Here is a 19,557-nt window from a genome sequence, read left to right as displayed (position 1 = left end):
TGATCGCCTCACATTCGGATGGGCTGACCCGCGGCGGCAATCCACCTGTCCAGTTCTTCGAGGCGTTGCTCCAGCGCGGCGCAATGCGCGTCGCAAGCCGCCATTTTGGCATTTGCGTTTTGCAGGCGTCCGCGCGCGTCCTCTAGCTCCTTGGCGAGCGCATGCGAGGCGCCTGTTGCCGCAATCTCCTGCTCGACCCGCTGAATCTCGAACTCCGCCCCGCCGCCAAGCTGACGGTTCAGAAGGCTGCGCGATTGAGCGGACGATATCTCCTGAACGACCAGCAACCGCTGCTTCAGTATTTCGGCAAGCGTCGGAGAATCATCACTCATGAATCCGTCTCGACTTGAACCAGGATTCGCTGCAAGCCACCGACATCAGATACGAAGTGTTTCTGCGCATCATTGATGTGAGATTGCAGCGAGTCCCACAGATCGACTCTCAGCAACCGCGCCGGATCTCCGGCCATCGTCTCGAGCGTCTGCAGGCCGAACTGATGTCGCAAGCCGATACCCTGCAAGACGAAATCGGTCAGCTCGCGTGCATGCGTTTCGATGAAGGGACGCAATAGTGGGTGTACGCCGTAGCTGATGCCGCGCTTTGCGAGTTCGGTCTCGATGAACACGATGAAATGCCGCACCAGGAGATTCTGGCTTTCGCCGATCAGGTGCACCATGAAAGTGACGTCGCTGTCGGCACGCGCAAGAATCTGCGACGCCAGCGTCGCCGCCGCGACCGGCTCTCCTCGGCTCTTCTGTTCATCCCAGACAGTTGCCATGCCTGCCCTGTCCTCAGCTCCGCGAGCGGTATTGATGCAATTTGCGATACAGCGTGGCACGCGAAAGCCCCAGCTTTTCGGCGGCGGCAGCAATATTGCCGCCCGCGTTTGCGACAGCCCTCTCGATGGCCCGACGCTCCATTTCGTCGAAGCGCGCGATCTCGTCGCCTCCCGATCTAGGGCCATCCTCCGCCGGCGAGCGCGCCTGAAGTGGCTGAGCCGCAGCTTCCCGGAAATCCTCCGGCAAGTCCCTGGGGGTGACAATGCCGGTGAGCGTCATCAGCACAAGGTTCTCGATCAGATTGCGCAGCTCGCGAACGTTGCCTGGCCAGCTATAGCGCCGCAGCAATTCCATCGTGGCGGCCTCGAAACGCAGCGGTTCGGTGCTATAGGTCGCGGCGAACTGTCTGTTGAAGTGATCGATCAGGATCTCGACATCGCCCAAGCGCTCGCGGAGCGGCGGGATGATGAACTTGACGACACCGATCCGGAAATACAGATCCTTTCGGAAACGTCCCTCCGCCACCTCCTGCTTCAAGTTCCGATTGGTCGACGCCACGAGCCGCACGTCCACCGGGCGCGGCTTGCTGTCACCGAGCCGGTAGACCGCGCGCTCTTCCAGCACACGGAGCAGATAGGGCTGCAGATCCAGTGGCAGCTCACCGATCTCGTCGAGGCTGAGCACGCCGCCATTGGCAAATTCAAACCGTCCAGGCCTGCCCTCGCGCGTGGCGCCGGTGAAGGCGCCTGGCGCATGGCCGAACAATTCGCCGCCGAGAAGCTCTTTAGATACCGCACCGCAATTGAGGGCAACGAAGGGCTCCTTGCCCGTCTTCTGGCTGGCCGCGTGAACCAGGCGGGCAAATAGCTCCTTACCGACTCCCGTCTCGCCCTCAAGCAGGATTGCTGTCCGGCCGAGCGCCGCCCGCTCAACCTTCTCGACCGTCTGCAGCAATGCTTCACTGCATCCGACAATTGCGTCCTTGGCCGACATGAGTGCCGCGTGGGCTGTCGGCGACATCTGGGATACGGCAAGATTCACGCGCGGCCTCGATGCGAGCACCAGCATCGCGCCCTTCACCACGCCGTCGACCACTAATGGCTCGATCCGCTGCTCCCGCAGTTCCTCAGGCAGCCCATTCGCAAGCTCTCTGGCCAAGAAGCCGTCGGTGCTCGGGAGAAGCTGCGTTCCGATGCTCAAGTCCTGCGATTGCGCAATCCGCCGCCAGCGAACCGAGGCCATGTCGTTGTGATGAACGACCCTGCCGAACCGATCAAGAATGACGACGCCGTCCGCGCTGTTCATCCCGGGCATTCGAGAAATGCTGGCCTCGAGTAGCTGCATTCTCTCGATGCGAATCTTCTCCGAGAGAGCGAGCTCGATATGATTGGCCGCGACCACCGCGAGCGCGACATTATGCCGGTGAAAGATCGCCTGGGGTCCGGAAAAATCGACAATGCCGATGATGCTGCCGTCGATCGGACTACGAATCGGGCTGCCGACACAGGTCCATGCCTTGATGCCCTCCGAAAAGTGCTCGGCCGCATGGACATGAACCGGTTTTCCCGTGATGAGTGCTGTGCCAATGCCGTTGGTGCCGGTAACCGTCTCGCCCCACGCTGCACCGACTTCCAGGCGAATATCATGGCCTGCATCAATCGTCCGCTGATCGCCCCCCACGTCCAGCACGACGCCGTTCCTGTCTGTGATGACGACCATCGTGGCGGCGTCACCGAGCACCTCCGCGACGCGGCGGAAGGTCTCCGCACTCGAACCAAGCAAGTCATCATTCTTCAGACGCAGCTCGTAGAGATCATCCGGCGAGGCGACGAGATTGCTGCCCTTGCAATGAGCATTGACCCCGGACTGGACACTGCGCTGCCATGATTCCTCGATGACGCCTCGCACTGGCGCGTTCTCGCGCCTGAGGTCCCCGAACGTCAAAAAGTTTTCCCATGCCCTGTTGGTTTCTCGCTCATCGTATGGCCGCCCCTGCTCCGTATCCGTGGCGCCCGGAACTTTGTAGCCTTCCAGGGAAAACGGCGGCTTGGCCATGAGCGTTTCCGTCAGCATTGGAGCACCATACGTACGTTGGCAAACAGCAACCCGATCGGCAGAAACAACCTGAACCGGACCTGATCGGAATCGTCATCCCCACAGGCCGAGTTTACGGAGATCATTCGACGTTTTTGGCGATCGCATCCAACCCGAGACGGCCGGCGATGATCTGTTCCAGGCGTTCCTCGGACACCTCATCGGGCACGCTCACTCCTTCAAGATCGGCGAGGACCTTGCAGAGCTCTTCATCCAGCGGATCGAAGATTCCGTTCTCGCGCGTCGCGAGAGCGAAGTATCGCGATTGGCCCGTTCCGCGCAGCTCGCCGACAAAATGGAGTTGCCGCCCCGACGCGAGATCAGCGATGACGACACGGCCGTTAAGGCTGATCCGCACATATGGTTCCAACTCTCTGGGACGGCCTGGCGGCGTCAACCAGAGCTTGCCTGATGGCTGGGGCTGCGGCGGGGGTGCGGAATTGCGCAATTCCTGCCAGCGCCCAGCCGTCAGATGATTGGCGATCGCGTCGATCTTCGTGCGGTTCTTCCGAATGAAGTCCTTCGCCGCGACCTCTTCCCGGCGCGGACCATCGCGCTTGGAAATGATGTGGACCATGTTTTCCTCCCGCCCGGTCGGATGACCGTGGAGGCTTGTGCACTGCCTCCTTCGGCTCACGCCGGAGCTTTTTAAGATTGTAGCCCGTTCTCGCTCATTGTCACCGTCCAATCATTCGACCACAAAGGTATGGATCGTCAGACGACGATGCGGAACACTGACCGCATACAATGCCTCATGCGCGCCCTAGCTTCTCTGCCCCGCCCCCCAGTGCCGGTCCCTGGGTCGGGTCGATGTACTGCGGCACGTCGGCCACAAGCGTGTTGGTGGTCAGCACCAGCGTGGCAACGGAAGCCGCGTTTCGAAGCGCGGTATACGTCACCCGCACCGGATCGACGATGCCGGCTGAAACCATGTCGATGAAGACACCGTTGGCGGCATCGAACCCCACGCCCGCCGGTGCGCTCAGCAAGTCGGCCACGACCTTCTCCGCATCATAGCCCGCATTCCGGGCAATGAATGCGGCGGGACGGGATAGTGTTTCGCGCACCAACTTGATGCCCTCGCCGAGGTCGCCATTGACGTTGCCGAGCGTGCGCACGACCACCGGCGCGCACTGCGCCAATGCGGTGCCGCCGCCCGGCACGATGCCCTCCTCGGCTGCGGCACGCGCCGCACTGAGCGCATCGTCGATCAACTGGATCGTCCGTTTTTGCTCGACGGGCGTCACGCCACCCGCAAGGATCACCGCCGTTCCTCCTGAGAGCTTCGCCAGGCGCTCCTTGAGCTTGTCCTGCTCGATATTGGGTGGTGCCAGATCGTACTGCTTCGCCACCTGCTGGCGCCGCGCCGCGATCGCCGCTTCGTCGCCACCGCCGCGAATGATCACCGTTTCGCGTCCACTTGCCCGAACTTGTCGCGCGGTTCCCAGATCGGCAAGGCTGGCTTCTTCCAGCTTGCCGCCAAGCTCGCGAGCGATGACCCGTCCCCCTGTTATGATAGCGAGATCGTCCATCATCGCCTTGCGCCAGTGGCCGTAGTCGGGTGGATTTACCACCAGAACCTTGCCGCGGTTACCATCGCCAAGCAGCGTGACGACGACGTCAGGCGCGATCTCTTCAGCGACGATGACAAGCGGTCGCCCGGTCGAGGCGACCGTCGCGCGCACCGCCGACAGTTCGCCCGGCGTTTTGATTTTCAAGTCAGTCAGGAGAATGTAGGGCTGATCCAGCACCACCTCCATCTTTTCGACATCGGTCACCATGTGATGGGAGATGTAACCACGGTCGAACGACATGCCTTCGACCACTTCGAGCGTCGTGCTGGTCGTCAGCCCGTAATCGGAACTAATGATGCCATCCTTGCCGACACGCTCCACCGCCTCCGCGATTAGACCGCCAAGATGGGGGTCGGTCGAGGCGATCGTCGCCACCGCCTGCAGTGTCTTGCGATCGGATACAGCAATTGCCCCACTCTTGAGAGTCTCGACAACGACCTCGACGGCCCGGTCAATCCCCTTGCAGAGATCGACCGCCTTGGCACCGCGCTCCAGGGCTGCAACGCCTCCTTGGATCAGGCCGTTTGCGAGCACCATCGCCGTCGTTGTACCATCGCCGGCAACTTCGTTGGTCTGCATCGAGACCTCACGCACCACCTGCGCGCCCATGTTCTCGAAACGGTCAGGCAACTCGATTTCCGAGGCAATTGTGACGCCATCGCGTGACACCATGGGGGTGCCGATTGGCCTGTCGACCATTGCGTTCATGCCCTTGGGACCTAGCGTCGACTCGACCGCGGCGGCAAGCTTCTGGACTCCGCGCGCAAGAGCGCGACGGGCTTCTATGTCATGCAGCAGAACTTTCGCCATTATGTTTCACTCCCACCTGGCTATCTATTTTTGTCTGGTCGGGCGGACTTGCTGACCGCTCCGGTTGTTGGCACCCGCAAGCACGAGGCGCGTCACCTCATGCAACCGCGGTGGAATGCTTCTCGGCTGGCCCGGCCGCCCGCACGGCACAGCCACTGCCGCAGCCTCCGCACGGCGCCACGTCGACGGCAGCCTGCCCCGCATCGCCGTCAGGCTCGCGATAGCGCGCCGCAAGAAGGCCCCTGCACAACGAGCTGTTAAACTCCATGTTGATCCGCACCCCCCGCAACCGCTGCAGATAAGAGGCAAGCTCGCGGCGCTTGATCGGATGTCCCTCGTAACTGACGAAGACCTGATCACCAGGCCGCCTGGCAAGGCGTTGTTCAACCAAAAGTTCGCGATAGCGCGGCTTCTGGCGCGCGGCTTGCTCCGAACCGAACGCGATTTCGTCATAGGTGCCTAGATTCATCTGACAAATCGCCTGGTCGTCATGACCAGCCTCTCGCAACGCCAGAATCATGACCTCCTGGCGTCGCTCGAACGCCTTGCGGCGGAACTTCTCACGCACCTCATCAAGCGAGCCTCCGGAAGCAAAGTCCCGGAGTGCGTCGCCGAACGATTTGCCCTCGCTGACGCCACGATTGATCTCTTCGGCGACCATGTGATCCCGAAGCTGCAGTCGCGTCTCGCTAACCCATGACAGCGAAGACACCGCCCGCCGCATGTCGTCGGCCATGAGGAAAGCGAAGTTCGCTGAGCACCAGTAGGTCGGCAAGCGGAAGACGATGTCGACCCCGCCATCATCATCGACATTGACAAGCTCAACAAATCCAAGCTCGGTGACCGACTCGTCGAGCTCGGGATCGCTGACCAGCGCGAGGCGTTCCCATACCTCGCGGGTCCTTCGGTCATGATGCAGAAGGACAGCGTCCATCGTTGTCACTCCGCTGCGGCTGCGTGCGCGCTTCCCGCGAGCTTGCCCTTCTGCGCCTCGACATCCACCCCGTAGAGGCGCGCGGCGTTGAGACCGAGGATCTTCTTCTTTGCCTGCAGCGTCAGATCGACGCCGTGCTCCTGCTTCAGATCGTCGGGCAGCTCGAAGTTCCAGAATTTTTCGACCAGCCAGCGCGGCGTCCAGATGGCGTAATCGCTGCCGAAAAGCAGCTTGTCTTCGCCGACCCAGAACAGCAGTTCGCTGATCACTTCGGCGAAATAGCGTGGACGGCCATGGATGAACGGCAGCGCCACCGCGAGGCCGCCATAGACGTTGGTCTCCTGCACAGCGATCCAGCAGAAATCGTCCAGTCGCGGCAAGCCGCAATGCTCGATGATGAAATTAAGACCCTGGAAGTCGGTGGCTGCATGATCGACGTCGTGAACATCGAATGCATCCTTGTCCAATGGAATGATGGTCGGCCCCTTGTGGACGTGGATGTTCTTGATGCCAAGCTTTTCGCAGAGCTCGAGGCAACGATAGGAGTTTGGATCGGTCAACTTCCAGCCCCGTGACTCGCCCTTCCACTCCGCCGTATAGAGCTTCACGCCCTTTATGCCGAACGTCTCCTTCATATAATGAATGTATTCGAGCGCCCGCTCTCCATCCCGTGGATCAAAGGCGCCGTTGACAATGAAGCGATCCTTGTACCGCTTCGCCATTTCGGCGTTGCGGTCGATCGTGTTGAACCCGTTCTTGTAGAATTCGGTAAGGTACGTCGACTGCACGATCGCCATATCGTCCGGGCCGTCGACGAACAGATCGTGGTACATCTGCTCGGCGCTGTACTTCTCGAACTCGTCCTTGGGCCAGAGCTTATCCGGCGGGCTGAGTGAGGTATGATAGGTGTAGAAGCAGTCAATGAACTGCTTGCCGTGAATGTTCCGCTGGTTCGCCGGACTGCCGTCCCAGAAATGGGTGTGCCCGTCGATGACGAAGACTTCCTCGCCGGTGGGGGTTATGAACATGATAATCTCCAAGGTTTTGCTAAGCGCTTTTCCATCAACGTCGGGACCGCCGACCGTGCGAGAAATTGGTGGGGCCGCAGTCACCAGGATACGACCCCACCCAGGCTCGCGAGTTGCAAGAGGTCACTCGCAAGAGGTCACTCGATGTATTCGAAGACCTCTTCCATGTTGCCGAACAGCGTCACCGTATTGTCGTCGATACGCACCATTCGGCCATAATGGGTCGAGGTGTTCACTTCGAAGATCTCGGCCGTCATGTCTTTGCCGAGAATTTCGCTGATCTCATCCATCTTGAAGACCAGCTTGCCCTCACCGTCGATGCGGATCAGGGCCGGCTGGTAGGTCACGGTCACGTTCGGCTTCTTCGCCATGAACTCGGCGATGGCACGCGCTTCCACGCTGTCATTCATCGTGACGCCGCACTGATGAGAAATCGTCTGGTCGAAGACGATGTCTCCCATCTTCTGGAAGATGTTCTGGTTGGTCGCAGTTCTGGAAGCAACGGACATTGCAATTTACTCCTTGGGAAGGACGAGACCGAGCTCGCCGAGGATCTTCTTGATGCGTTCGACCGACTGTGCGCGGGCGTCGGCGTACTGCACCGGCTTCGAATGCGGCTGCGACCAGATCGGCTGCAGGCCGGCGGCCGCCTTGTTGGCGAACGCCACGTGCTTGTCCACCCAGCCCTGGAACAGGTTCTTGTTGTGGGCGGCATGCTGATTGTCGGTCACCAGAAGATGCAGAAGGTCGATCGTGTTCGCGAGATTGCGCTCATAGTCGGCCTCGGCCGCGGAAATGACGGACGGCGTGATGAAGTCGCCGTTCGACGAGGCCACCTGCATCAGGAAGCCGCTACGAAACAGCTCGCCGACGAGCGGCTCGAACACGATGTTGATGGCGAAGTATTGCTCGAGATAGTCGGACGAACCCATGATCGATTCGACCGCTTCCCTTGCGCCTTGCCAGCCCTTGTCTTCCAACCAGGTGCGCTTGCCCGCCGCGTCGTCGAAGCCCGGAATGTCCATTCCGATCTCGGCGAGATAGAGCGTGATGTCCTGCGCAAGGCGAAGCTTGTAGGACGAGTTGGTCAATGTCGCATTGTTGATCATCTGCGTATAGCCGTAGCGCTGAGCCTGCATCAGCGACGTGCCGAGGCCGAACTCGACATGTTTCCACGCGCCGAGGTGGTTTTGCAGAATCTTGACCCACGCTTTGTTGAAAGCCTTCGGCGCGCCGGACTTGCGGCCGTTGGCGATCACCGATTGAACCATCCCTTCGATCTTGGACTGACGCTGGTAATGGGTGCGCTCCCACTCCTGGTCGGGCGCACGGAATGCATGCCAGTTCGAGCTCAGCGCCGCAGTGTTGTCCTTGGTGTAGGCGCCCTTCCCGTTGGGGAAGGAGATGATCCAGTCCTGCAGCAAGTAGCGTTCCGGATCCGGCTGCACATCAACGGTCACGTCCTCGTAGTGCGTCGCCCGCTTGCTGCGCGGCTCGAAATACCTGTACCTGCGGCTGTCCGAATCCGGAAACACCGCAGCGCCTGCTGCACCGGATCCCACTGAAACGCTTGGAACTGCAGTCATAGTCTCCTCCTCCCATTGGTGGCTTTGCACTTGACGGACCGGCACTCGGAAAGTCTCAGTTGGCGGCCGGCGTGAACTTGTCGAAGAAGACGCGGTCCGCTTCGACGTCATTCATCTGCAGCACCGGCGTCAGCGCCTCGATCATCGGCGATGGTCCGCAGGCGTAGACGTCGACGTCTTCCCCGTATCCCGAGCTGCGCAGATGTGCCCCGACCGCTTCATGCACGAAGCCCTTTTCCCCGCGCCAGGCTGTGTCGTCGGCTGCGTGAGAGAGGACGGGCACGAACGTAAAATCCGGATGCTTTGCCGAGAGTTCTGCAAAGCGATCGAGATAGAAAAGGTCGTTCTGCGTCCGGGCTCCGTAGAAGAAGCGCACTGGACGCGCTTCCCCGGAGCTGATGTGATCGTGGAGGATTGACCAGAGCGGCGACATTCCCGATCCGCCCCCGACCAGGATCATGGCTCCGTTTCGGTTTTCTCGCCGGAAGCAGGTGCCGTAAGGTCCCCTGATCCCGACCCTGGTTCCGAGGGCAAGGTCCCCGTCGAGCCGGGAGGAGAAACGTCCGTTCGGGTACTTCTTGATGATGAATGCGAGTTTTTGGCCTTCGAGCGGCGAATTTGCCATGGAAAACGAGCGCGTAATCGTCTCTGCCCCCGCGAGCGTGATGTCGACATATTGACCCGCCCAGAACTTCAGAGGTTGCTCCAGCGAGATCTCAAGGTGCCTGATGTCGTGGGTCAGCGCGGAGACGCTCGTCACTGTGCCCGTGAAGTCCCTGACCGGTATCGATTTCGACAGCACCTCTTCGTCATAGTTGAGGAGCTCTACTTCGAGATCCGAGTAGGCCAACGTGCGGCACAACAAAATGTAATCCTGACCGCGCTCCATCTCGTTGAGCGCGAACGTCGAGTATTTCTTCAGCTCCACATCGCCCTCGGTAAGGACGCATTTGCACGCTGAACATTGTCCCTCCTTGCAACCATGCGGCAACGCGATGCCTTGGCGGAAGGCGGCATCAAGGACGGTCTCGTTCTCCTCGACCTCGAATTCTATGCCTACCGGATGCAGGCGAACGACATTAGCGGGCGCGCCCATGGGGCCTCCTCAAACCAAGGCTTGCAGAACTTTCAGGGATTGAGAGAAGGAGCCGACCGGAGCCGGCTCCTTCCGTTTAGGTCAGTTGCAGGGATTGATGGTGAATCCCTTGCGATACTCGGCGAGATGCGCCTCCCGGTCGGCCGGGCTCATTTCTCGCAGCGTCAGCAGCGGGCTCTTCAAGGTGTGGCCGCGGACATCGTCAAGCGTCCACATCTCCTTCTCGTCGAAGCGCAGGTGTGGCTGCGGCACCAGCGTCTTGCCGTCAGTGCGGACGAAGCCGAGGTCCTTGATCGCATCGGCGAGGTCCCAGCCATCGTAGCAGCTTTCCCATTCCCGCCGTCCGCTGAACCGGCCCATCGCGGGCGTCGGTCGTCCCTCGTATTCGCCGGCGAATGCCTGCACGGCAGTCCAGCGATCCAGCTCATGCGCGAAGGTATAGAGCTTGCCGTCAATCTCGTCCGTAACGATGTCCTCACGGATCAGGCAAGGCACCAGGCACGACCAGCAACGATGCGGATAGACGTAGCCGACATCGCTATTGAAGAGGATGTTGGTCTGGCCGGGATGCGACAGCTTCTCGTACCATTTCCAGAATTCGCCGAACTGGGCGTACCAGCCCGGATATTTATGCTCGAACCACTCGAAGTCCTTGTCGGTCTGAGCTTCGATCCGCCAGAAGTTCACCGACCAGCCAACCGCGAAGAATTGCGCGACCCTGTGCACGTAGTGCTTCTCGGTCAGGCGCTTCCAGGCTGTCTGGACGTCGTCATGATGGATCTTGATGCCGTATTTCTCGAGCGGCAGCATATAGGTGCGATAATAGTCCTCGAAGATCCAGCGATGCCACATCTCCGCATAGGACTCCTTGTTCTTGTCGCGGTTCGTGGTTCCATACTCGATGAAGGTTCCGATCGCGGCATCGACGATCGCGTGGTTCTGCCAGAAGGCATAGCGCAGGTCCCGCTCGATCAGCAGATGGTTGTCGGGCTCCTTGAGCATGGACATCAGCATCGAATGGCCGTTGCCGATGTGCCGGCTTTCGTCCGACTGCACGGAAAGGAACACGGTCGGAAGCGCGTAGTCGCCGTTGCGAGCGGCTTCGGACGGCATCGCCACGAACAGCGTGTTCGTGAAGGCAGTCTCAGCCACGACGGTCAGATAGATGTTCGCCGAAGTGATTGCGTCACCGGTGATGAAGCCCTCACCAAACTGACGGCCGATCGTGGTGGCGTAGCACTTGCCGAACGCCTCTTCCGTGATATCGAACCCGGCCGGATCGATGTAGTTCTCCATGTACCACTTCTTGAGGTTCATCTGGATCGTCGAGTGACGAAACTCGTCGACCATCTGCATCGTGAAGCCGGTGCGGAGATCCTCACCCGGAGCGAGACGGCCGACCATGGCCATCGAGCGCGCCGCCGAGATCTCGGGGAACGGGATGATCGCCAGGAACAGCTTCATCCACTCGACCCATCGCGGCTCGACGTTGCGGAACATGTCGCCGCGCAGGGCCGCATCAAGCGCGCCATAGACGCGGTTGTCCTTTTCCTCCTGCATCGGGAAATAGGAGCGAAGGACCTGTTTCATCGGGTCCTTCGGCGCCTTCGTGATCTTGTAGTCCGTGGGGAAGGTCATCGCTTCCTGGACGTAGGAAGGATTCCAGCCGAGATCTGCAATCTTCTTTGCAGCGTCACCGACGGAAATGCCGCGCTGGGCGGTGATCTTGTTGAGCGTTAGCGTTCCAGACATCTAGTCTATCCTCCTGATCGAGTCAGAAACCACATCGATATTCCGCCTGCCCTGCGCCTCGACGGGCCGGGCAGTGCTTACCCGTGCGTTACGGGCCACCTCGCGGCCGTTCTCACGACCGGACGTTTGATATCGGCAAGGGTCTCAGGATGACTGTGGAGCGCTCTGCGGACGATCAGCAGCGATCATGGAACCAGCGGCCTCGATCGCAATTGCGTTGCCCCGCAGAAGATACGCCCTCAGCTCGATATCCCCTTCCCTCGTTCTTTTCGCGGCTCGCCCCAGACGATGGACCAGTCAGCGTTGTTGTGCTCAGGAGCTTTGCAATGGGCGTGCCAGCTCGTCCGAGCCCCTCGCCAGATGATTTCTGATGACGTGAGCGTGAGATGAGTGACGGTCGCGCACGCACGGCTCTCGGCTTGACGACTGATCGAGACGCAAATTGCGACAGGAATTGCAAAATGAGAATCGCTGCAACGCAGAGGCGTCAGTTTGCATCGCAATGTTTGCGCCGCAATAGCGATCACTCGCTTGGACCAAGTCCGCCATGGCATATGACGGGCGGACGCCAAATCCATCGCGAGCAAACGAATGCCCGCGATGGATTAGAACTCTTTGTCAAGGAATCAAAACTGCGCGTCCATGGATCTTTCCGGCGTTGAGATCGTGCAATGCCTTGTTGGCGTCCGCGAGGCGATATTCGGCGGTTGCGAGTTCGACCAAACCCCGATCCGCAAGCGCCATCAACTCGGTTAGCTCGGCCCATGTACCGACCAGGTTGCCGATAATGTTTTTCTCGGTGATCACCATATCCACGGTCGGAACGCGGATGTCTTCACCGTAACCAACAACGTAGTAGCTGCCCATCGGGCGGGTCATCGCCAGCCCCTTGGACGTCGTGCCTTTCTCGCCAACAAAATCGATCACGGCTTCCGCGCCGTTTCCGGCAGTCAATGCCAGAACGGCTGCCACTTCGTTGCCGTCAGCTTTCACCAGATGGTCGGCGCCCGATTTTTCGGCCAGCTTCAGCGACGCTTCGGACTTGTCGACAACGATGATATCGGCCGCACACATCGCCTTGAGACACTGGATTCCGATGTGGCCCAACCCACCTGCACCGATTACGACGCAGGATTCGCCCGGCAAAAGGTGACGAGAGGCCTTCTTGACCGCGCGATAGGCCGTGAGGCCCGCATCCGCATAAGGCGCCACATCCTTTGGCGCAAGAGTCCGTGGCAGCGGCACAATATTGCGTTCGGAGGTGCAAAGGAATTCTGCATAGCCGCCGTTGCAATCAAGCCCCGGAAACGTGCCGGGACCATGCATATCGAAGCCTCGGCGACAGGCGAGACAGGTGCCACCGGTGATCTTCGGGTGAACGATGACCGGGTCACCCTTCTTTACTCCCTCGACTTCCTTGCCAACCTCTTCGATCCAACCTGCATTTTCGTGTCCCATGATGATGGGTAGCAGTTTGTCGCCGGTCGGATCCATATGCGGCTTCCATACACCTTCGATGATATGAAGGTCGGTCCTGCATACGCCAGCTCCACCGATGCGGACGATGACATCAGTCGATTTAGTCAACTTGGGATCAGGCGCTTTTTCTTCGCTGACCCACTGGTCGTTGGAAAGCTTCTCGTCGTACGCTCTCAATACTTGGGCTCTCATGTTGTCCTCCGTCTGCCCGGCGAGCTTTGCGCTCGCCATCGCGGAGGCGCCTCAGCATTTTTCGTGCCAGCGGAGCTGTACAGCACAAGCGCGCGCATCTAAGCACGTCAGGAACGGCGAGGTCTTTGCCGCTGGCGGCTAGCTGGTAAATAGGAGCTCGTACCCACCGGTCGCTTGTCGGGCCAAGGCTTTCGAGGGTTAAAGGTCTTTTTCGGCGAGTTTGCGAAATTCGTCGGGCACGGAACGAGAAATGCCAAGCGCTGCCGGGCCGTATCCGATCGCATCCCATCCGAAGCGATCGCGGATCTTGTCGACGGCGCAATCAGCCGCCCAACGGGCCATGCCTATCCTGGTGCCGGGGCGGCGCGCTTCATCTTGAAGTTCAAGCGGGAGTTCGAGCTCGAGATCCCAGTGCTCCTCAAGATGCGACACGGAGATCGCCAATAGCGAGATGGTCTTCTGGTCCGGATGATCTGCAAGGATTGCTCGCACCAGTTCCTCGGCGATCTCAGCAAGAATCATGGTCGCGGAGATCGGCGCATCGAGCGTTACCGAGCGCGTCACCGAGCTCAGGTCGGCGAAGCGAACGCGGACCGTCACGGTTCGACCGGGCCTGGACTTCGCCCGGAGTCGCGTAGCGATGCGGTCCGCGAGGTGAAGCAGCGTGGGTCGAATAATCCGCTCTTCGGCCGGCTTCCTGCCAATCGCTGACTGCGCCCCTGCCGATCCGGCCCGGCGGTGAGACTTGATCTCCCGCGGATCGCGATTCCATGCCAGCGCCGCGAGTTTCTCGCCTGCAGCGGGGCCGAGCAAGCGCTCGAGCGACCATCCCGGTGTCTTTGCCAGATGTCCGATGGTCAGCACGCCGATTTCGGCGAGCTGCGCCTTCGTGACGGGACCCACTCCCCACATCAGCTCGACGGGCAGGTGGTGAAGGAACTCCAGTTCGGTGTCGGGATCCACGACCACGAGCCCATCTGGCTTCGCCACTTGCGAGGCAATTTTCGCCAGATGCTTGGTGCGCGCCACACCGACCGAGATCCCAAGACCGATCTCCATCCGCACGCGTTGGCGGATTGTCTTTGCAATTTCGGCGGGCGTACCGAAGAGATGGGTGCAGCCCGCAACGTCGGCAAACGCCTCGTCGATGGAAATACGCTCCACCAGTGGCGTGAAATCGTCGATCACCTTGATGGCAGCATCACCCAGCCGTTGGTAGTCCTTGAAATGGCCGCCGACAAAAGTGAGTTGCGGACATAGCTGGCGTGCGTGCCGTCCCGGCATACCACCTCGAACCCCGAACGCCTTGGCTTCGTATGAGGCAGCAAGCACGACCCCGCCACCGACAGCGATAGGTCTGCCGCGCAGCGAAGGATCGAGCAGTTGCTCGACCGAGGCGTAAAAGGCATCAAGGTCTGCATGAAGGATGGTGGCCGCCGTTGCCATCCAGAGCGTTCACCGGTGAAATTTGACCGAAATTCACTGAGAACATAATGCGAACATGTTGGAACGCGTGTCAAGCCGGTTTCACAAAGGCTGAGAAGCTATTGGCTGCTCAAGCCTGGGCCTGGTTGAGCGACCGTTTTCTCTTCAGCTCACGGGAACGCGATTGAGCGAAAGGCTCCTGTTGCACGGCCGTCATCAGATCTCCGTACAGCATACCGATATCGAGACGAGACGATCATCCCCAGTGACGAGCGGACGGTACCCGATAAGGGCAGAGGTTGACATGCACCCTGCCGATAGTTGATCTTTTTGCTCGCGGAATTCAGCGGATCGAGATTGGACAGACCTAACAACCAAGGCTAGCAAACGACTACCCCGGTCACGCAAAGGGGAATCAGGCGCGGACATGCCGATCTCTGACAAGGAAATTCAAAGTACGTCCGACGCACCGAGGGACGGAGAGAAAAACACCCGCACCGCGACGCGCGCTCCTTCCATCATTGTCGGCATCGTTGCAGCTGCCGTCGTCGCGCTCTCTGTCTTCTATCTCTTGCGACCGGAACCACTGCTCGTCCAGGGCGAGGTCGATGCAACGCGGCTGGATATAGCCGCGCGTGTCGACGGGCGGGTCAAGGAAATTCCCGTCGAACGTGGCCAGAACGTTCCGGCTGGCGCTGTGCTCGTGCGGATCGACAATCCCGAAACTCTGGCCAAACACGAGCAGATGAAGGCAGCAAAGACTGTCGCCGAGGCTCAACTTGCCAACGTCCTCATCGGAACACGGGTGGAAACCATTGCCGCACGGAAAGCGGCAATGGAGCGGGCGCAGGCTGCCCAGGTGCTTGCCCAGAAGACCTTTGACCGTACCTACACATTGACCCAGCAAGGCAATGCGCCGCAAGCCCGTCTCGACCAAGTGACCGACACGCTGCACGAAAGCGAGCGCGCAGTCGATCAGGCCAAATCGTCCTACGACCAGGCTGTCAACGGCTACACAAAGGAGGAGCGGGCGATCTCCAGGGCCAACGTCGAAAAAGCCAATGCCGATATCCAGAGCGTTCAATCGATCATTGATCAACTCGTGGTCTATGCCCCCGTCGCCTCGCAGATCTATCAGCGCAATATTGAGCCTGGCGAATACGTATCGCCGGGCGTGCCGCTGGTTACCTTGATCGATCTGGGCGATGTCTGGATTCACTTCGATCTTCGCGAGGATCTCGTCAAGGGCTTGAAGGTCGGCGATCGATTTGATGTCCGCATTCCGGCTCTCGATGACCGCCGCGTCACCGTCGAGGTCAAGCTTATTGCAACCAAGGGCGAATATGCGAGCTGGCGGGCCACGCGTGCTTCGGGCGATTTCGATTTGCGGACGTTTTCGATTCGTGCCTACCCGGTCCAGCCGGTGCCCGAGCTGCGACCGGGTATGAGCGCCTATCTCGACTGGCGGTCGCGGCAATGAGGCTGGCGTCAAGACCGGGATTTCTGTTGGTCGCACAGCGCGAGTGCCAATGGCTGTTTCACGATCGTGTGGCGCTGCTTTTGATCTTTGGCGTGCCTCTCTTCGCGTTCGTGGTTCTCACAACGGTCTTCAGCCATCCGGTCATCCGGGGGCTCGGGGTGACGGTCGTCGACGAGGACAAGTCGGACGCTTCGCGTGCCCTGGTGGAATACGTCGCGGCATCTCCGAGCCTGAAAATCGTCGACCGCTCCGGTACGCTGTCCACGGCCGTGAAGGATATACGGTCCGGAAAGGCGATCTCGGCAATCTATATCCCACCGGATTTCGAGCGCGACCTGCAGGCTCAACGCCGTCCGCAGGTGGTTGGATTCTACAACCAGCAGTTCCTGACGGCGGCCGGCATTGCCTCCTCGGGGCTGAGCGATGCGCTTTCCGCCGCAGCCGCCGTGGCAGCCCCCGCGAAGCACGCAGCGCCCACACCAGCCTCGATCGGAACGATGGCCGGGGAAACCATCGCGCTTGTCAATCCGCAAAAGAACTATGCCCAGTTCCTGCTCCGTGCGCTGCTGCCGACGATCATCCATGTAGTGATCACGCTCGCGGCAGGCTATTCCGTCGGCTCCGAATTCCGCCGGCGCGACGCGCGGGCCTGGCTCGAAAGTGCCGGAGGCGATCCGGTCGTTGCGCTGGCCGGCAAGCTCGCGCCCCTCTTCGGCATCTTCCTCCTCATCATGCTTGCCGAGCCGCTCTTCCTGGAGGGCGTGCTGCAAGTCCCCTTCAGGGGAGACCTTCCGTTGATGGTGGCCGCCGGCTCGCTCCTGATTGTCGCCTACCTCTCGCTCGGTGCCCTGCTGCAGCTCCTGGTCGGCGATCTGGCGACGGGGCTGGGACTTGCGGGCCTCGTTGCCTCTCCTGCATTCGGCTACGCCGGCGTCGGCTTCCCCGCGATCGGCATGAATGCGTTTGCGCAAGTCTGGAGCGCGATACTGCCGCTGCGCTGGTACATGGCCGTGTTGTTGGGCCAAGCGGCACGCGGATTGCCGGTGTCGGACTCCGCCATTCCGTTCGCGGCGCTCGCCGGCCTGACGATGCTCTATGCTGGTTTCGCCTTGCTGCGTATGGCGAGCCTCAAGCGCAGGGGCTGGTTTGAGACGGCGCGACCAGCCGAGCAATCAGAGATCGGCCGCGCGCCCCGCGGCGTCGGCGGCGCCTTCATGGCGGAGTGGCGGCGCGTGCTCGGCGCGCGGAGCGCCTTCACCCTCCTGTTCCTGGCTCCCTTGGTCTACGGCATTTATTATCCGCAACCCTATCTGAACCAGATCCTGCGCAAGCTTCCCATCGCGGTCGTCGACAACGATCTGAGCGATCTCAGCCGCCAGATCGTCGAGACGCTGGATGCGAGCGGAGCATTGAGCGTTGCGGTCCGCACCCGTACACTCGCCGAGGCGCGCACCGCAATCGATCGTGGGAAGGCCTTTGCCGCCGTCGAAATCCCGCCAGACACTGAGCGCGACGTGCTCAAGGGCATCACCGCTCACATTCCGATCTACGCGGATGCCACCTATTTGTTCATATTCAGATCGACCGCCAGCGGGGTCGCCACCGCAATCGGGACATTGACGTCCGAGCTTGTTTCGCGAGGCGCACGCTCGGATGGAAGCCTTGTCAAGGCGAAGCTGGCGAGTTCGAGCCCGGCCGACATTCTGCTGCAGCCGATCTTCAACCCCGTGGGCGGCTATGCAAGCTACATCGTCCCAGCGGCGTTTGTGCTGATCCTGCAGCAAACCCTTCTGATCGGTGCGGCGATGTTGACCCGTACTGCGCTGGCAACCGGCGGCGGAGCGTTCGCCGGCGTGCTCGGCCGCGGCGTCGCCCATCTGACGATTTACCTTCCAGCGCTCGCACTTTATCTCATCGTGCTGCCGCGCATCTATGGCTTTTCAACGCTCGGGCATCTTCCACAACTGCTCGCGCTTGCTGCCGTCTTCCTGCTTGCGACGAGCTTCATGGGGCAGGCCGTCGGCGCCTGGTTCACGCGGCCCGAAAATGCAACCATCCTGCTCCTTGCAACCAGCCTGCCCCAATTCTTCACCGCCGGCTTCGCATGGCCGCGCGAGGCGATCCCCGATGTGGCCATCGCCCTGGGCCGACTGTTCCCGGCCGACTTCGCGATTGACGGCCTCGTGCGCATCAACCAGCTCGGCGCCAGCATTTGGGAGGTCGCACACGATTGGCTTGGACTGTGGTGCTTGGCGCTCGCCTATTTCGTGCTCGCCGTGATCTCAGCGCTTGCCGTCAAGAGAGGGCAGACACGTGCGCAAAGCTAGGCGTGTCGCCATCGCCGCGATCGCACTCGCGCTCGTCGCGGGCGTTGTGATCTATTCCGTCCGTGGTTCCGGATCGCCGTCCGCAATCGTTGGCGTCGTGCGGGCGACCGAGGTCAGGGTGGACCCGGAAGTAAACGGCCAACTCGTTTCGATTGCGGTCAAGAAGGGCGCGCAGGTACATGCCGGCGATGTCCTCGCGACGCTCTCGGCGGTGGAGTTGACCGCACAGGTGGACCAGGCGCGCGCCGCGCTCGCCTCAGCAACCGCGAACCGCAACAACGTCTATGCCGGCGTCAGGCGTGAGCAGGTCGACTCTCTGAAAGCTGCAATCGCCAAGGCAAAGTCCCGCCTCGACTATGTGCAGGCTCAGCTCACAAGAACCACCACGCTGGCGCGTCAGAGCTTTGAGTCCCAGCAGGCGCTTGACCAGGCCGAAAACGACGCCGCGAGCGCACGTGCCGATGTGGCGGAGGCCCAGGCGAACTACGATGCGGCCGTGGCGGGTCCGACCCAGGAGGAACGCGCGATCGCCGACGCAGAGGTGCAGGCCGCAGCGGCTGCGGTCGCGGTGCTCGAGCGTCGCCTCGACAAGATGGTCTTGCGTGCTCCCGCCGACGGTGTGGTCAGCGTCATCGCCGCAGAAGTCGGCGAGAACGTTCGCGCGGGTCAACCGATCCTGATGGTCGAAGCGGCGGGCAAGCAGTGGCTTTCATTCAATGTGCGCGAAGACCATCTGAGCGGTCTCGCGGTCGGAGAAACAGTCGGCGTGGTGCGGAACGGCGAGGACGGCGCGATCAAGAGCGCCATCACCGAACTGCGGCCGCTCGGCGTCTTTGCGACCTGGCAGGCCGAGCGCGTGATTGGCGATCACGACCGCAATACGCTACGCTTGCGCCTCGACCCACAGGGAGAGGCGGCCAGCCTCGAGCCAGGTATGACTGTTTGGATCAAGCAGTGACCAAAGCGCACTGCCTGCCCGTCCCGTAGCGGTCACCACCAAC

16 protein-coding genes are annotated in these 19,557 nt (G+C 60.9%); 3 read left to right on the top strand and 13 right to left on the bottom strand.

Going from position 1 to position 19,557, the window contains the following annotated elements; all coding sequences use genetic code 11:
- Nucleotides 1–8 precede the first annotated feature (8 nt).
- The 13 genes from ACZXDY_RS03615 to dinB all read right to left on the bottom strand — a co-directional run bounded on the left by ACZXDY_RS03615 (nucleotide 9) and on the right by dinB (nucleotide 14,770).
- Nucleotides 9–287, bottom strand: a complete 279-nt coding sequence (locus tag ACZXDY_RS03615) for a hypothetical protein (RefSeq protein WP_464344523.1) — start codon at nucleotides 285–287, stop codon at nucleotides 9–11.
- 41 nt (nucleotides 288–328) lie between these two features.
- Nucleotides 329–778: a hypothetical protein gene (locus tag ACZXDY_RS03610; RefSeq protein ID WP_464344522.1), complete on the bottom strand. Its 450-nt coding sequence runs from the start codon at nucleotides 776–778 to the stop codon at nucleotides 329–331.
- Between the two features lie 13 nt (nucleotides 779–791).
- Entirely contained in the window at nucleotides 792–2,834 is a 2,043-nt protein-coding gene (locus ACZXDY_RS03605) for a sigma-54-dependent Fis family transcriptional regulator (protein WP_464344521.1), read from the bottom strand.
- Between the two features lie 121 nt (nucleotides 2,835–2,955).
- Nucleotides 2,956–3,561: a hypothetical protein gene (locus ACZXDY_RS03600; protein WP_464344520.1), complete on the bottom strand. Its 606-nt coding sequence runs from the start codon at nucleotides 3,559–3,561 to the stop codon at nucleotides 2,956–2,958.
- 64 nt (nucleotides 3,562–3,625) lie between these two features.
- A complete protein-coding gene (groEL, locus tag ACZXDY_RS03595; RefSeq protein ID WP_464344519.1) occupies nucleotides 3,626–5,257 on the bottom strand; it encodes a chaperonin GroEL in 1,632 nt (543 codons plus the stop codon).
- 97 nt (nucleotides 5,258–5,354) lie between these two features.
- On the bottom strand, nucleotides 5,355–6,191 hold the full coding sequence (locus ACZXDY_RS03590; RefSeq protein ID WP_464344518.1) for a metal-sulfur cluster assembly factor: 837 nt from the start codon (nucleotides 6,189–6,191) through the stop codon (nucleotides 5,355–5,357).
- Nucleotides 6,192–6,196: 5 nt separating this feature from the next.
- On the bottom strand, nucleotides 6,197–7,219 hold the full coding sequence (locus ACZXDY_RS03585; RefSeq protein WP_464344517.1) for an amidohydrolase family protein: 1,023 nt from the start codon (nucleotides 7,217–7,219) through the stop codon (nucleotides 6,197–6,199).
- Nucleotides 7,220–7,356: 137 nt separating this feature from the next.
- The gene (locus tag ACZXDY_RS03580) at nucleotides 7,357–7,728 is read right to left on the bottom strand and encodes an MmoB/DmpM family protein (RefSeq protein WP_130224117.1); all 372 of its coding nucleotides are present in this window, start codon (nucleotides 7,726–7,728) and stop codon (nucleotides 7,357–7,359) included.
- Nucleotides 7,729–7,734: 6 nt separating this feature from the next.
- Nucleotides 7,735–8,805, bottom strand: coding sequence for an aromatic/alkene monooxygenase hydroxylase subunit beta (locus tag ACZXDY_RS03575; protein ID WP_464344516.1), 1,071 nt, complete (start codon nucleotides 8,803–8,805; stop codon nucleotides 7,735–7,737).
- Between the two features lie 55 nt (nucleotides 8,806–8,860).
- On the bottom strand, nucleotides 8,861–9,901 hold the full coding sequence (locus tag ACZXDY_RS03570; RefSeq protein WP_464344515.1) for a 2Fe-2S iron-sulfur cluster-binding protein: 1,041 nt from the start codon (nucleotides 9,899–9,901) through the stop codon (nucleotides 8,861–8,863).
- A gap of 81 nt (nucleotides 9,902–9,982) precedes the next feature.
- Nucleotides 9,983–11,653 carry an aromatic/alkene/methane monooxygenase hydroxylase/oxygenase subunit alpha gene (locus tag ACZXDY_RS03565; RefSeq protein WP_208819582.1) on the bottom strand — a complete coding sequence of 557 codons (1,671 nt, stop codon included), beginning with the start codon at nucleotides 11,651–11,653 and terminating at the stop codon, nucleotides 9,983–9,985.
- Between the two features lie 618 nt (nucleotides 11,654–12,271).
- Nucleotides 12,272–13,324, bottom strand: a complete 1,053-nt coding sequence (locus ACZXDY_RS03560; protein WP_456641320.1) for an NAD(P)-dependent alcohol dehydrogenase — start codon at nucleotides 13,322–13,324, stop codon at nucleotides 12,272–12,274.
- Nucleotides 13,325–13,522: 198 nt separating this feature from the next.
- On the bottom strand, nucleotides 13,523–14,770 hold the full coding sequence (dinB, locus tag ACZXDY_RS03555) for a DNA polymerase IV (protein WP_464344514.1): 1,248 nt from the start codon (nucleotides 14,768–14,770) through the stop codon (nucleotides 13,523–13,525).
- A 406-nt stretch (nucleotides 14,771–15,176) separates the two neighbouring features.
- Between dinB and ACZXDY_RS03550 the strand changes: the two genes are divergently transcribed.
- From ACZXDY_RS03550 to ACZXDY_RS03540, 3 genes are read left to right on the top strand one after another with little or no spacing between them, the layout of a single operon-like run.
- Entirely contained in the window at nucleotides 15,177–16,229 is a 1,053-nt protein-coding gene (locus ACZXDY_RS03550) for an HlyD family secretion protein (RefSeq protein WP_464344513.1), read from the top strand.
- A gap of 26 nt (nucleotides 16,230–16,255) precedes the next feature.
- On the top strand, nucleotides 16,256–18,556 hold the full coding sequence (locus ACZXDY_RS03545; RefSeq protein WP_464344512.1) for an ABC transporter permease: 2,301 nt from the start codon (nucleotides 16,256–16,258) through the stop codon (nucleotides 18,554–18,556).
- Nucleotides 18,543–19,514 carry an HlyD family secretion protein gene (locus ACZXDY_RS03540; protein ID WP_464344511.1) on the top strand — a complete coding sequence of 324 codons (972 nt, stop codon included), beginning with the start codon at nucleotides 18,543–18,545 and terminating at the stop codon, nucleotides 19,512–19,514. The genes ACZXDY_RS03545 and ACZXDY_RS03540 overlap by 14 nt, the downstream gene beginning before the upstream one ends.
- Nucleotides 19,515–19,557 lie beyond the last annotated feature (43 nt).

It is taken from the genome of Bradyrhizobium sp. LeoB3 (genome assembly GCF_055456055.1).
The sequence above is the reverse complement of the archived record's forward strand: the minus strand, read 5'-3'. Positions and strand labels throughout refer to the sequence as shown.

Bases quoted from the DNA above. Each gene is read 5' to 3' on its own strand.
- ACZXDY_RS03610 (WP_464344522.1), bottom strand. From the start codon at position 778: ATGGCAACTGTCTGGGATGAACAGAAGAGCCGAGGAGAGCCGGTCGCG.
- ACZXDY_RS03605 (WP_464344521.1), bottom strand. From the start codon at position 2,834: ATGGCCAAGCCGCCGTTTTCCCTGGAAGGCTACAAAGTTCCGGGCGCC.
- groEL (WP_464344519.1), bottom strand. From the start codon at position 5,257: ATGGCGAAAGTTCTGCTGCATGACATAGAAGCCCGTCGCGCTCTTGCG.
- ACZXDY_RS03590 (WP_464344518.1), bottom strand. From the start codon at position 6,191: ATGGACGCTGTCCTTCTGCATCATGACCGAAGGACCCGCGAGGTATGG.
- ACZXDY_RS03585 (WP_464344517.1), bottom strand. From the start codon at position 7,219: ATGTTCATAACCCCCACCGGCGAGGAAGTCTTCGTCATCGACGGGCAC.
- ACZXDY_RS03580 (WP_130224117.1), bottom strand. From the start codon at position 7,728: ATGTCCGTTGCTTCCAGAACTGCGACCAACCAGAACATCTTCCAGAAG.
- ACZXDY_RS03575 (WP_464344516.1), bottom strand. From the start codon at position 8,805: ATGACTGCAGTTCCAAGCGTTTCAGTGGGATCCGGTGCAGCAGGCGCT.
- ACZXDY_RS03570 (WP_464344515.1), bottom strand. From the start codon at position 9,901: ATGGGCGCGCCCGCTAATGTCGTTCGCCTGCATCCGGTAGGCATAGAA.
- ACZXDY_RS03565 (WP_208819582.1), bottom strand. From the start codon at position 11,653: ATGTCTGGAACGCTAACGCTCAACAAGATCACCGCCCAGCGCGGCATT.
- ACZXDY_RS03560 (WP_456641320.1), bottom strand. From the start codon at position 13,324: ATGAGAGCCCAAGTATTGAGAGCGTACGACGAGAAGCTTTCCAACGAC.
- dinB (WP_464344514.1), bottom strand. From the start codon at position 14,770: ATGGCAACGGCGGCCACCATCCTTCATGCAGACCTTGATGCCTTTTAC.
- ACZXDY_RS03550 (WP_464344513.1), top strand. From the start codon at position 15,177: ATGCCGATCTCTGACAAGGAAATTCAAAGTACGTCCGACGCACCGAGG.